At 70.4% G+C, this 13,793-nt stretch carries 9 protein-coding genes and 1 tRNA gene; 7 read left to right on the top strand and 3 right to left on the bottom strand.

What is annotated here, in order from left to right; genetic code table 11:
* Positions 1-73 (bottom strand) — tRNA-Cys (locus OG389_RS31685).
* 424 nt (positions 74-497) lie between these two features.
* Here OG389_RS31685 and OG389_RS31690 point away from each other — a divergent pair.
* The 6 genes from OG389_RS31690 (at position 498) to OG389_RS31715 (ending at position 9,595) form a co-directional block, all read left to right on the top strand.
* Positions 498-1,817 carry an ABC transporter substrate-binding protein gene (locus tag OG389_RS31690; protein ID WP_328302028.1) on the top strand — a complete coding sequence of 440 codons (1,320 nt, stop codon included), beginning with the start codon at positions 498-500 and terminating at the stop codon, positions 1,815-1,817.
* Between the two features lie 77 nt (positions 1,818-1,894).
* A complete protein-coding gene (locus OG389_RS31695; protein ID WP_328304251.1) occupies positions 1,895-2,788 on the top strand; it encodes a carbohydrate ABC transporter permease in 894 nt (297 codons plus the stop codon).
* Positions 2,785-3,660: a carbohydrate ABC transporter permease gene (locus tag OG389_RS31700; protein ID WP_328302029.1), complete on the top strand. Its 876-nt coding sequence runs from the start codon at positions 2,785-2,787 to the stop codon at positions 3,658-3,660. The genes OG389_RS31695 and OG389_RS31700 overlap by 4 nt, the downstream gene beginning before the upstream one ends.
* A gap of 88 nt (positions 3,661-3,748) precedes the next feature.
* Positions 3,749-6,772, top strand: a complete 3,024-nt coding sequence (locus tag OG389_RS31705) for an alpha-mannosidase (protein WP_328302031.1) — start codon at positions 3,749-3,751, stop codon at positions 6,770-6,772.
* Between the two features lie 311 nt (positions 6,773-7,083).
* A complete protein-coding gene (locus tag OG389_RS31710; RefSeq protein ID WP_328302032.1) occupies positions 7,084-9,108 on the top strand; it encodes an NADPH-dependent 2,4-dienoyl-CoA reductase in 2,025 nt (674 codons plus the stop codon).
* A 70-nt stretch (positions 9,109-9,178) separates the two neighbouring features.
* Positions 9,179-9,595, top strand: coding sequence for a PaaI family thioesterase (locus tag OG389_RS31715; RefSeq protein ID WP_328302034.1), 417 nt, complete (start codon positions 9,179-9,181; stop codon positions 9,593-9,595).
* Positions 9,596-9,612: 17 nt separating this feature from the next.
* Here OG389_RS31715 and OG389_RS31720 read toward each other — a convergent pair whose 3' ends face one another.
* Positions 9,613-10,167: an RICIN domain-containing protein gene (locus tag OG389_RS31720; RefSeq protein ID WP_328302036.1), complete on the bottom strand. Its 555-nt coding sequence runs from the start codon at positions 10,165-10,167 to the stop codon at positions 9,613-9,615.
* Between the two features lie 74 nt (positions 10,168-10,241).
* Here OG389_RS31720 and OG389_RS31725 point away from each other — a divergent pair, with 74 nt between their 5' ends.
* Positions 10,242-11,657 (top strand): MFS transporter, encoded by a 1,416-nt coding sequence (locus OG389_RS31725; protein WP_328302038.1) that lies wholly within the window; start codon positions 10,242-10,244, stop codon positions 11,655-11,657.
* A gap of 16 nt (positions 11,658-11,673) precedes the next feature.
* Here OG389_RS31725 and OG389_RS31730 read toward each other — a convergent pair whose 3' ends face one another.
* Positions 11,674-13,665: a hypothetical protein gene (locus OG389_RS31730; RefSeq protein WP_328302039.1), complete on the bottom strand. Its 1,992-nt coding sequence runs from the start codon at positions 13,663-13,665 to the stop codon at positions 11,674-11,676.
* Positions 13,666-13,793 lie beyond the last annotated feature (128 nt).

Consider the following 13,793-nt stretch of genomic DNA (forward strand, 5'->3'; position numbering starts at 1 on the left):
CCGGCGTGGCAGGTCCTGCCCCTGCGCCCTCCGACTGTGCAGGTCGGTGCTCTGGCTGCTGAGCTACACGCCGTGCGCCGAACCTACAGCAGCCGGGTCCGCCCGGGCCAGGGGGTTCGGCGGACGTCCGGGGCGCCCCGGACCGGGGGCCGCCAAAGCCGCTTCGCGATATGCGAGATAAACCGCATTAGTGCACGTCCTCGTAGGCCGCTGGGAGGAACTTGGTGGTGGACGGTCCGGAAAATTCACTATCGAATCGACATCACGCCAAAGTGAATGTTGACTAAAGCGCATCAGTGCAGGTCATAGGCCTGGTGATGGAGTGACTTTCGGACTGTCCGTCTCGCCTCGTCGTAATTCAGGACGCACAAGTGCCGGCCGGTCGGGACTTTGGCCGTGTTGACGGGGCCTTGAATCCGGGTGAGTTTGGGCGCAGCGCTCCGGCGACGAGGCCGGAACTCCCCCTGAAGGCGGCGACGATGACGACCCGTAGGAACGTGAAACGCACAGCCATCACCATGCTCGTGGCCGGCGCCTTCTTCGCCACCTCCGCGTGCGGCCTGAGTGGGGGAGCCGGGGACGTGAAGGAGGGGGAGAGGACCGGAAAGGTGTCCGGTCGCATCACGTTCCGCACCCTCCAGCTGAAGCCGGTGTTCACCTCGTACGTGCAGGGCGTCATCGACGCGTTCGAGGAGCGGTACCCGGACGCGAAGGTCACGTGGGAGGACGTGCCGGGCGACGGCTACAACGAGAAGCTCGTGGCCGACGCCCAGGCCGGGGCCCTCCCCGACGTGGTCAACCTCTCCACCGACTCCTTCCAGCTCCTCGGCGACCGCGGCATGCTCGCCGATGTGGCCGGGCTCGACCCGGAGGTCGCGAAGGAGTACGTCCCGGGCGCCTGGGAGCAGTTCAAGCTGCCGGGCAAGGGCGACGGCGTGTACGCGTACCCCTGGTACGTGACCCCGGAGGTCCTCACGTACAACGAGGAGCTGTTCGAGAAGGCCGGCCTCGACCCGGCGAAGCCGCCCACGAGCGTGGAGCAGTTCTTCGACTACGCCGAGCGGATCGCCGCCGGGTCCGGTGGCCAGTACTCCGCGTTCATGGCCGATCCCAAGGGCCGGCTGCCCGGGGACTGGCAGAAGATGGGCGTCCCGATCCTGAACGAGAAGCAGGACGCCTTCACCTTCGACACCGACAAGGCAGTCGAGTGGGCCGACCGGATGAAGGACCTGTACGCCAAGGGCGCCATGCCCAAGGAGTCCCTGCTCAAGAGCGACGACATCAACCAGCTGTACGGCAGCGGGAAGATCGTTTTCGGTCCCGGTTCCCCGGGTTTCGTCAAGGACATCAAGCAGAACGCCCCGCAGGTGTACGCCAGCACGCGGGTCGCGAACGCCGTCACGGGAAAGCTCGGTCACATCGGCATCTACGCCCAGTCCCTCGGCATCAGGAAGGACACCAGGCACATGGACGCGGCGACCGAGTTCGCCAAGTGGGTCACCAACGGCCGCAATCAGGTGGAGTTCTCGAGGAAGGCCACCATCTACCCCTCCAACGCCATTGGTCTGGCAGACCCGTACTTCACCGACAAGGGCGACGCCACGGACGCGGAGACCGTGGCGCGTGCGGTCGGAGCCGAACAGCTCAAGACCGCCGGGCTCGACGCCAACACGCCCGTCCAGTGGACCAACCAGGTCGGTGACGCGGTCGTGCGCGAGATGCAGAAGGCCATCAACGGTGAGCAGGACACCAGGACGGCGGTGCGGAAGGCGCAGGAGGAGGCGAACAAGCTGCTCGCCAGGACGGTGCGGCAGTGACGGCCGAGAAACCCCTGATGACCAAGAGGGCCCTGGTGGCCAAGAAGCCCCTGACGGCGAAGAAGGCCCTGGCGGCCATGGAGGCCGAGAGGGGACTGGGGCACCGCAAGTGGTGGACCCCCTACCTCTTCCTCGCCCCCGGCCTCGTGATGGTCACGATGTTCAGCCTCTGGCCGTTCGTCAACACCGTGATCCTCTCCTTCACCGACGCGCAGATCCTGCGCGGCGGCGGGTTCGTCGGCTTCGACAACTACCGCCGCGCCTTCGCCGACTCCGACTTCTGGGTCGCCACCGGCAACAGCGTGCTCTACCTCGTGGTCGTCGTCCCCTGCCTGGTCCTCCTGCCGCTCGCCCTCGCTGTCCTCGTACAGCGGCAGGTCCCCGGCATCGGTTTCTTCCGCTCGGCGTTCTACACCCCGGTGATCGCCTCGGCCGTGGTCGTCGGCCTCATCTGGCAGTGGGTGCTGCGCAGCGACGGTCTCGTCAACACCCTGTTCCAGAGGCTGAGCATCGTCTCCGAGCCGATCCCGTTCCTGACGGACAGCACCATGCTGCTGGTCTCCGCGATGATCGTGACCGTGTGGAAGGGCCTCGGCTACTACATGGTCTTCTACCTGGCGGCCCTCGGGAACGTCTCCCCCTCGCTCCTCGAGGCCGCGGCGCTCGACGGCGCCGGTCCCGTACGCCGCTTCCTCAGCATCACCGTCCCCCAGGTGAAGCCGATGATGCTGCTGGTGGGCACCCTCTCCGCGATCTCCGCGCTGCGCGTCTTCACCGAGATCTACATCCTCGGTGGTGAGAGCGGCGGTCCCGGCGGGGGCGCCCGCACCCTGCCCTTCCTCATCCGGCAGGTCGGCCTGGGCTTCTCCGGGGAGACCGGTTACGCGGCCGCCATCTCCATCCTGCTGTTCCTCCTGACCCTGGTCTTCAGCCTGCTGGGCCGCCGCCTGTCGAAGGGAGACGAGAGTTGAGCAGCCGCTCCTCCCTCGGGACCGAGGCGGTCGGACGCGTCGGAGCCGACGCCCGGCGGTACTGGACGGGCCTCGCCTGCCGGTACGCCACGCTCCTGCTCATGCTCGTGATCATGCTCGGGCCGATCGTCTGGCAGTTCCTGACCTCGATCCGCGGCCGCACCGAGAACGTGTACGACGGGGTGCTGCCGTCGCGGCCCACCCTCGACAACTACGTCCGGGTCGCCGAATCGTTCCCGCTGTTCCAGTACGCCGGGAACACGCTGACGGTCGCGGTCCTGGCCATCACCTCGAACACGCTCTTCGCGGCCATGGGCGGCTACGCCCTCTCCCGGGCCGGGTGGAAGGGCCGGAAAACCGTCTTCACCGTGCTCGTGGCGACCCTGATGTTCCCCTTCGAGTCCGTGATGATCTCGATGTTCCTCACGGTCCGCGGGATGGGTCTGGTCGACACCCTCATCGGTGTCTGGCTGCCCGGCGCCGTCTCCGTACTCAACATCATGATCATGCGTTCGGCCTTCCTCGCGGTGCCCAAGGAGGTGGAGGAGGCCGCCGTCCTGGACGGGGCGGGCGAGTGGACCCGCTTCACCCGGGTCTTCCTCCCCGCCGCCCGGGGAGCCCTGGCCGTCGTCTGCATCACCAGCTTCATGGGCGCCTGGGACGACTTCCTGTGGCCCCTGCTGGTGCTGACGAACAGCGACAACTACACCCTCCAGCTCGGACTGAAGACGCTGGCCGGTGCCACCACCGTCAGCGACCAGCGGATCATCGCCGCCGGCGCGATGACCGCGCTGATCCCGATGATGCTCCTCTTCTTCGCCCTCCAGCGCTTCTTCTTCAAGGGCGTCGGCGAGGGAGCCGTCAAGACCTGACCCGGCCCCCACCCTCCACCTCCTGCTTCCCCTTCCCCCGACCGCACGATCCGCGCCCACCCTCCAACCCCAACCTGGAGCAGCCGTCATGCACGACGACCGCAGCATCACCGAGCACCGCCTCCGCCGGGTCCTCAAGGAGCGCATCAAGCCCGCCGTCCACTCCCGCCCGGTCCCGTTGACCGTCGAGCGCTGGGAAGCCCCCGGCGAGCCCGTTCCCGTGGCCGAGGGCCTGGCGGCCGCGTACGAACCCTGCGCCGTCGGCGCCATGTGGGGCCCGGCCTGGGGCACCACCTGGTTCAAGGTCACCGGCACCGTCCCCGCCGAGTGGGCGGGCCGCACGGTGGAGGCCGTACTCGACCTCGGCTTCGACCGGATGATGCCCGGTTTCCAGTGCGAGGGCCTGGTCCACCGCGCCGACGGCGGGGAGATCAAGGCGCTCAACCCGTACAACGACTGGGTGCGCGTCAGCGACCGCGCGGCCGGCGGCGAGCGGATCGAGTGGTACGTCGAAGGCGCCTCCAATCCGGTCCTCGTGGACCACTCGGTCACCTACGAGGGAGACCGGCTGACCAGCGGCGACCAGCCCCTCTACCGGCTCGCCCGGATGGACCTCACCGTCTTCGAGACCGAGGTCTGGGAACTCGTACAGGATCTCGAAGTCCTCTACGACCTGATGACCCAGCTCGACGGGGGCGATGCCCGCCGCTACGAGATCCTGCGCGCCCTCGACTCGGCCCTCGACGCGGTCGACCTCTGCGACGTCCCCGGCACCGCCGCCGCCGCCCGCGCGCGGCTCATCCCCGTACTGGCCGCGCCCGCCAACGCCTCCGCGCACCGGATCAGTGCGATCGGCCACGCCCACATCGACTCGGCATGGCTGTGGCCGCTGCGCGAGACCGTGCGCAAGGTCGCGCGCACCTCCTCCAACATGCTGGGACTGATGGACGAGCACCCCGAGTTCGTCTTCGCCATGTCGCAGGCCCAGCAGCTCGACTGGATCAAGACCTACCGGCCCGAGCTCTTCGAGCGGATCAAGAAGAAGATCGCGGAAGGGCAGTTCGTGCCGGTCGGTGGCATGTGGGTCGAGTCCGACACCAACATGGTTGGCGGCGAGGCGATGGTCCGCCAGTTCCTCTACGGCAAGAAGTTCTTCATGGACGAGTTCGGCATCGAGACGAAGAACGTCTGGCTGCCCGATTCCTTCGGCTACACCGCGGCGATGCCGCAGATCATCAGGCTCTCCGGCTCCAAGTGGTTCCTGACCCAGAAGATCTCCTGGTCCCAGGTCAACAAGTTCCCCCACCACACCTTCTGGTGGGAGGGCATCGACGGCACCCGCGTCTTCACCCACTTCCCGCCCGTCGACACCTACAACTCCGACCTCGGCGGCGCCCAGCTGGCGCACGCCGCCCGCAACTATCAGGAGAAGGGGCGGGGTTCGCGGTCGCTCGCCCCCTTCGGGTGGGGCGACGGCGGCGGTGGCCCCACCCGCGAGCAGCTGGGCCGCGCCAAGCGGCAGCGGGACCTCGAAGGCTCCCCGCGCGTGGAGATCGAGCGCCCCGACGCCTTCTTCGAGAAGGCGCACGCCGAGTACGAGGACGCCCCCGTGTGGGCCGGCGAGCTCTACCTGGAGCTGCACCGCGGCACCTACACCTCCCAGGCCAGGACCAAGCAGGGCAACCGGCACAGCGAATCACTGCTGCGCGAGGCCGAACTGTGGGCCTCCACGGCCGCCGTGAAGGTCCCCGGGTACGCCTACCCGTACGAGGACCTGGAGCGGATCTGGAAGGCCGTACTGCTCCACCAGTTCCACGACATCCTCCCCGGCTCCTCCATCGCCTGGGTGCACCGCGAGGCGCGCGAGACCTACGCCGGGCTGCGCGCGGAGCTGCTCGGGATCACCCTGGCGGCGCAGACCGCCCTGGCGGGCGAGGGCGGGGAGGAACTCGTCTTCAACTGCGCCCCGCACACCCGGCGCGGCGTCCCGGCCGGCGGTGCGGGTCGCCCGGAGGCCGCCGGGGAGCCGGTCACGGTGGAGGCGCGGCGCGGCGGCGGGCAGGTCCTCGCCAACGGCCGGCTGCGCGTGGAGATCGACGGACGCGGCCTGATCGTGTCCGCCTACGACCTGGAGGCCGGCCGGGAGTCGGTCGCGCCGGGAGCCGCCGCGAACCTGCTCCAGATCCACCCCGACTTCCCGAACATGTGGGACGCGTGGGACATCGACGCGTTCTACCGCAACGCGGTCACCGACCTGGTGGACGTGGACGCGCTGGAGGTCACGCGGGCCGAGGCCACGCACGGCACCGTGCGGGTGGCCCGGTCCTTCGGCTCCTCCTCGGTCGTCCAGTCGGTCACCCTCCGGGCGGGAGCCAGGACGGTGGACATCGTCACGGACGTGGACTGGCATGAGACGGAGAAGTTCCTCAAGGCGGCCTTCCCGCTGGACGTCAAGGCCGAACGATCCGCGTCGGAGACGCAGTTCGGGCACGTCTACCGGGCCACCCACACCAACACCTCATGGGAGGCCGCCAAGTTCGAGATCTGCGCCCACCGCTGGATCCACGCGGAGGAGCCGGGATGGGGTGTGGCCCTCCTCAACGACTCCACGTACGGCCACGACGTGACCCGTGACATGCGCCCGGACGGCGGGCAGACGACGACGATCCGCCTCTCGCTCCTGCGGGCCCCGCGCTACCCCGATCCGGAGACCGACCAGGGCGCGCACACCCTGCGCTTCTCGCTCGCCCCCGGCGCGGGCATCGGCGACGCGGTCCGCGAGGGCCACGCGCTGAACCTGCCCGAGCGGACCGTCACCGGCGCGGGCCCGGTCACCCCGCTGGTGACGGTGGCAAGCGACGCGGTCGTGGTCGAGTCGGTCAAACTCGCCGAGGACCGCAGCGGCGACGTGGTCGTCCGCCTCTACGAATCCCACGGCGGCCGGGCGCGGGCCACTCTGACGGCGGACTTCCCCCTGTCGGCAGTGGTGGAGAGCGACCTGCTGGAACGCCCCCTGCCCGCAACCGCGACCTCCGCCCCCACCCCGGACGGCACGGTGGCCCTGACGCTGCGCCCGTTCCAGATCCTCACCCTTCGCCTCCACCGCGCCTGACCCCGCCCGCGGGGCGCCCGCACAGGCCGGGGCGCCCTGCTGCGCGGGCCCGCTCTGCTCAGCGCGGGCTCGGACCTGCTCTACGCCGTGGCGCCCGGTCCTGGCCGCCCTCGAGGAAGCCCAGCGCCGTCGCCCGGGTCGTGAGCTCCGCCACAGGTCCCGCGGGCCGGGGCTCCCGGCCCCGGGCGGGGCGGGGTTCCGGGTCCCCGACGCCTTCGGAATCCCCGGGCCGGGTTATGCACCTAGTTGCACAATAAGCGCTCGCTCAGCTAGAACAGGTTCATCACCCCCGCGCGAGGAGGCGCCCCCTCATGAGTTCCCAGAGCCGGTACCCGCACCTGCTGAGCCCGCTGGACCTCGGCTTCACCACCCTGCCGAATCGCGTGATCATGGGCTCCATGCACACGGGCCTCGAGGAGCACGAGCACGGCTTCGAGCGCCTCGCCGCCTTCTATGCCGAGCGCGCCCGCGGTGGCGCCGGCCTGATCGTCACCGGCGGCATAGCCCCGAACGACGCCGGCCGCCCCTTCGAGGGAGGTGCCCGCCTCACCACCGAGGAGGAGGCCGCCGAGCACCGGGTGGTCACCGATGCCGTGCACGCCGAGGGCGGGAAGATCGCGATGCAGATCCTCCACTTCGGCCGCTACGCCTACCACAAGGACCTGGTCGCCCCCAGCTCCCTCCAGGCCCCCATCAGCCCCTTCGTCCCGAACGCGCTCAGCGACGCCGAGGTCGAGCGCACCATCGAGGACTTCGTCCGCGCCGCCCGCCTCGCCAAGCTGGCCGGCTACGACGGCGTCGAGATCATGGGTTCCGAGGGGTACCTGGTCAACGAGTTCATCGCCGCGGCGACCAACAAGCGCACCGACCGCTGGGGCGGCGCCTACGAGAACCGCGTGCGCTTCCCGCTGGAGATCGTCCGGCGCACCCGCGCGGCCGTCGGCGAGGACTTCATCCTCATCTACCGCCTCTCGATGCTCGACCTGATCCCCGGCGGCTCCACCCTCGACGAGGTCGTCCGCCTCGCCAAGGAGGTCGAGTCGGCCGGCGCCACCATCATCAACACCGGCATCGGCTGGCACGAGGCCCGCATTCCCACCATCGCCACCTCCGTCCCGCGCGGTGCCTACACCTGGGTCACCAAGCGACTGATGGGCGCGGTCTCCGTCCCCCTCGTCACCAGCAACCGCATCAACACCCCGGAGATTGCCGAGGAGTTGCTCGCCGACGGCCGCGCCGACCTGGTCTCGCTGGCCCGCCCCTTCCTCGCCGACGCCGACTTCGTCGCCAAGGCCGCCGCCGGCCGCTCCGAGACCATCAACACCTGCATCGGCTGCAACCAGGCCTGCCTGGACCACACCTTCAGCGGCAGGATCACCAGCTGCCTGGTCAACCCGCGCGCCTGCCACGAGACCGAACTCACCCTCTCCGCGACCAAGTTGAAGAAGCGCGTCGCCGTTGTCGGCGCCGGCCCGGCCGGCCTCGCCTGCGCCGTCTCGGCCGCCGGCCGCGGCCACGCCGTCACCCTCTACGAGGCCTCCGGCCACATCGGCGGGCAGCTCGACATCGCCCGGCGCGTCCCCGGCAAGGAGGAGTTCGAGGAGACCATCCGCTACTACGGCACCCAGCTCACCGAGCACGCGGTCGACGTCAGGCTGAACACCCGCGCCGACGTGGAGACCCTGCGCGGCTACGACGAGGTCGTCGTCGCCACCGGAGTCACCCCCCGCACCCCCGACATCGAGGGCGTCGACGGCCCCAACGTCGTCAGCTACCTCGACGTGCTGCGCGACGGCGCCCCCGTCGGCGAGCGCGTCGCCGTCCTCGGCGCCGGCGGAATCGGCTTCGACGTCGCGGAGTTCCTCACCGACAGCGGCGAAGGCGCCTCCCAGGATCCGGAGGTCTACTTCCGCCACTGGGGCGTGGACACCGCCTACACCGGCCCCGGCGGGCTCACCGCGCCCGAGCGCCCCGCCCCGCCTCGCCAGGTCCACCTGCTCCAGCGCAAGACCACCAAGGTCGGCGCCGGGCTCGGCACCACCACCGGCTGGATCCACCGCGCGGAGCTCAAGCACCGCGGGGTCGTCTCGGTCGCGGGCGCCGCGTACGACCGCATCGACGCGGAGGGCCTGCACATCACGGTGGGGGGCGAGCAGCGACTCGTACCCGCCGACACCGTGGTGCTCTGCACCGGCCAGGAACCGCGCCGCGACCTGTACGAGGCGCTGCGCGCGGCCGGCATCGAGGCGCACCTGATCGGCGGCGCCGACGTGGCCGCAGAACTGGATGCCAAGCGGGCCATCCGGCAGGGCACGGAACTGGCCGCCGCCCTCTGAGCCGGTCCGCCCCCGCGGGGGCGGAGCACGGGTGTTGTGGCGGTCCGCACCGGGCCGCCACAATCATGCGGTGACGACGCTGACACCGGCAGACGCGGACAAGATCCTCAACGACAACTTCGCCCCGTGGGTGCTCGCCCTCGGGCTCACCGTCCAGGAGACGGGTGAACGGCACGCCGTGCTCCGGCTGCCCTGGTCCGACGCCCTCGCCCGGGACGGCGGAGGCCTCAGTGGTCAGGCCCTGATGGCCGCCGCGGACACCGCCACGGTCATCGCGATCTCCGCCGCGCGCGGGGCCTACGGCCCGATGACCACGGTCCAGCAGTCCACCAGCTTCCAGCGGCCGGTGGTCGGCGCCGACGTACTGATCCGTGTGACGGTCACGAAGCTCGGCAAACGGATGGCCTTCGCCGACATCACCATGACCCCGGACGGCGGCCAGGAACCGGCCGCTACGGCCTCCACCGTCTACGCCCTGCTGGGCTGAGTTCGGGGGGACGGTCGCTAGCCGGCGGTGAAGTACCGCCACTGCTGGTTGTCGTTGTTGACGTCCCGGCAGGTCCACTGGTGGATCTGGGCGCCGTCCGCGTGGGAGAACTCGCTCACGTCCATGCACTTCTTGCTGTAGGCGTTGATCAGCTTGAAGAACTCGGGGGTGGTGCTCGTGTTGACGACCTCCCACTTCTGGCTCGAGTATCCGCGGCACTCCCACTGGTGGAGGTGCGCTCCGTCTGCCAGTGAAGGACCTTCCACGTCAAGGCACTTGCCGCTGAGCTTGTTGACCACGGTCCAGTAGCCGTCGGCGGTGCGGCGGAAGGTCCACTTCTGGTTGTCGTCGTTGTCCAGCCGGCAACTCCACTGGTGGACGTTGCCGCCGTTCGCCGTCGACCAGCCCTCGACATCGGCGCACTTGCTGGAGAGCCGGCTGACGAGCTTGGTCGTTCCGCTGGGCGGCAGTGCCCCACGCTCCGTCGGGCTGGCCGGTGGCGCGGAGGCGATGAGCAGGGGCAGGGTGAGGGCGGCGAGGGCGGGCGCGGCGCGCATCCAGTTCTTGATCACGACTGCTGTTGTAGCGGCAGCTGACGACGGGCCGGGAGTGGGTCACCGGCCCTTTCACCCGTACGGAGGATGCGTTGACCAGCAGAAACGGCACGCCTGACGGCGCCGGCCGTGGCCGGACGGATGGCCGGCGCGGCGGGAGTTCACCGAAGTCCGGCACCGGCACCGGCACCGGCATCCGGAGGAGGGGACTGCTTCACAACAGGCCCTTCACCGTCTTCTGGCTGGGCCAGGCACTGTCGGTCCTCGGTGGCTCCGTCTCGCTGCTCGCCCTGCCCCTGCTCGTCCTCCACGTCACCGGGTCCGTCGTCGGCATGGGCCTGATCACCGCTGTGGCCGGGGTCTTCTCCATCGCGACGGGCACCTTCGCGGGCCATGTGGTGGACCGGGTGGACCGCCGCCGGCTGATGATCGGGTGCGATCTCGCCCGGGCGGTACTGCTCGGTTCCGTACCGCTGCTGTGGTCCCTCGGCGGCCCGCGCATCTGGCTGCTGTACGTGGTGACCGCGCTGGTCTCCGTACTGAAGACCTTCTTCGACGTGGCGTACGTGACCGCCGTGCCCGCCCTGGTCGAACCAGAGGACCTGGTCACGGCCAACGGCCGGCTGATGGGCACCTTCGCCCTCGGAACCATCCTCGGGCCGGTGGTGGCCGGCTTCCTCGTCGCCGGGGTCGGCGCGGACTGGGCCCTCGCGCTGGACGGCGCCAGCTTCCTGGTCTCGGCGGTCAGCCTGGGGTGGGTCCGGTTCGCCGTACGCGAGAGGGCGGAGCGCAAACCGGAGGGAACCTCGCTGCGCGAGGTGTTCGTGGTGGGCTTCCGCTTCCTGTGGGCGCACGCCCTGCTGCGGCCGCTGACCGTCATGCTCACCCTGCTGACCTTCGTCACCGTCGGCGCCACCGACCTGCTGATCTTCCGGCTCCAGAGCGAACTCGGCCGCGACGCGGCGACCGTCGGCTACGTGATCGCCGTGAGCGGGGCCGGCGTCGTCTGCGCCTCCTTCGCCGCGGGGCCGCTGCGCCGGACCCTCGGGTTCGGCACCTGTTGGACGGGCTCGACCGCGCTGATCGGCGTGGCGGTGGCGGCCATCGGGGTGAGCCGCAGCGTACCGGTGATCGCGGCGATGGCCGCCGTCTTCATGTTTGGGCTGACGCTGGGCGGCATCTGCTCCATGACCCTGCGCCAGGAGGTGACCCCGGACCACCTGCTCGGCCGGGTCACCTCGGCGTTCTGGACGGTGCACAACGCCTCGGGCCCGGTGGGAGCCGCGGTGCTCACCGCGCTCGCGGCCCGGCACGGGGTTCCGCCGGTGAGCCTGGCCGCGGGGGCGATGTGCCTGCTGATCGCCGGCTCGGGCTTGCTGACCCCGATGCGCGGCGGCCGGACCGGCCCGCCGCGGGGGCGGGTGGCGGGGTCCGGGCGGGGTTCCCGGTCGGGGTCCGGGCCGGCCGCGGCTGAGCCGGGGGAGCCCTCCGCCACCGAGCGGCGGTGACGGAGGGCTCCGGGACTCAGCCCGCCTGGACCGTGACCGTACGGCCAGGGGCCACGCTCGGGGTCACGTAGGTGTAAGTCACCCCGTCCACCACCTTGGTGCGGGCCGGCCGGGCCACCCCGTCGACCGTCAGGGTGGCGTACGTGCCGGGGAAGCGGGCCTCCCAGGTGTAGGCCGCACTGCCCGAGGTGAGGGTGAGGGAAGACCTGGTCGCCCCGTCGTGGCGCAGGGAGAACACCGAGTCGCCGATCCGCAGGTCGTCGATCCGCAGCCAGTCCATGCCCGAAGGGAGCCGGGACCGGGTGCTCAGGGCGTGCGCGGGAGCGTCGGGGGAGACGCCCATCAGCCCTTCGACGGTCTGGCCGAGCAGGGTGAAGGAGACCTCCGGGTAGTCCCCGTTGGTGCCCTGCTTGGTGTTCACGTGCTGGACGTCCTTGTGGTCGTAGACGTCCCTCATCCACTTCCAGCCGGTGTCGTTGCGGTTGTTCCGGAAGAAGGTGTCCGGCAGGTAGGTGAGGGCCTCGATGTTGGAGGGCCGGCCCGGGCCCGAGGCCTGCTGGTCGATGTAGTCCAGGTAGGCCTCACGGCGGGGGCCGGGGTCGAGGATCTGCTTCATCGGCATGAACCAGCTGTTCTCCTTGCCCCAGCCGGTCAGGGCGCGCCCGTCCGTGGTGTACCCGCGCACCATGGCCGCGCCCGAACCGGTGCCGCTCCAGGTCGAGTTGAAGTACGCCTTCAGGTCCCTGGCCTTGGCGTCGTACCGGTCGGCGAGCGCGCGGTCCCCCTTGGAGCGGGCGAGCGAGGCCATCGCCAGGTAGGCCTGGTACTGGGAGCCGATCGCGTCGCCGGCCTCGGCCAGCGGCTCGCCGCTCTGCTCGTTGTAGCTGGCGGTGCCCTGGAAGATGCCCTGGCCGGTGCCCTCGGCCACCTTGACCGCCCCGTTGTCCTTCAGCCCGTCGTGCAGGGTGACGAACTCGTCGGTGGCGTGCCGGTAGAAGTCCCACAGGACCGGGTCGTCGACGTAGGAGCGGTCGCCGCTCCAGCGGTACGCCTCTTCGGCCTTCTGCACCAGCTCGAAGGTGGCGGGCACCTCGCGGACGAAGTTCGCCGGGCCCCGGTAGTCGATCGAGAGGTAGGTCTTCGCGTCGAAGTTGAGGGCCCACGCCGGGTAGTACTTGTGCTCGGGGGTGGCGGAGGCGGCGAAGGAGCGGAGCATCGTCCTGTTCTCGGCGTGCAGGGCCAGGACCCCCGCGCCGGCCAGCTGGTGGGCCATGTCGCGCGAGTAGTAGCCGCTGCGGTTGGCGTACCCGGCCCAGTAGGAGGCGGCGTAGGTGCCGGCGCCGCTGCCGCCGGTGTGGTTCTCGTCGACGTTGAGCGGGCCCTGGGTGCCAGGGAGGTGGACCCAGCTGTTGGCCTTCCGCTTGGACCAGTCGAACATTTCGACGATCTTCGGGTCGGAGGAGCTGACCCGCGGGTCGGCGGGGGAGGCGGGGGACAGCATCAGGTCGTCGGCGTTGACCCAGCGGTCCCCCGACTCGAAGGCGATCTCCAGGGTGTCGCCGGGGGCGAGGGCGATCCGGCTGAGCGTGTAGCGCCGGTAGTTGGAGGCGTTCGGCAGGGTGAGCGTGGCGGCGACCACGCCGTTGACACGGGCGAGGTACCGGCCGTTCGGTCCGCCGGTCGCGATCCAGGCGGAGACGTCGTACACGCCCCGGCCGGTGGCCGTCACGGTCTGGGACACCTTCATCCCGGGACCGCCGTCGAGGTACGCGAGCCGCGCCCCGCCGTGCGGGTAGTTCGTGGCGACCCCGGTCCCGGAGGTGAACTGCCAGCCGGTAAGGCCCTGTTCGAAGCCGGGGTTGACGACGGCGAGTGCGGCCGGGGACGCCTGCCCGGTGGCCGTGCCCGGCGGGGGCGCCGCGGCCGCCGCCGGACCGCCCAGGACGGCCGGGGTGAGGGGGAGGAGCAGGGCGAGGGCGGACAGGAGCGGCACACGGGAACGCGTCATCGGGTTCTCCCTGAGGGGGTGGGGTGGGCCGTGTGGAGCGGCGGCCGGGTCGCGCTGAGCGCGGCGGGCGGCACGCTAGCAATCCCCTCCGAGGATTTGCAATGACCTTGTCAAAATTCTCTGCTGGA

The organism is Streptomyces sp. NBC_00435, from assembly GCF_036014235.1.
Lineage (GTDB): Bacteria > Actinomycetota > Actinomycetes > Streptomycetales > Streptomycetaceae > Streptomyces.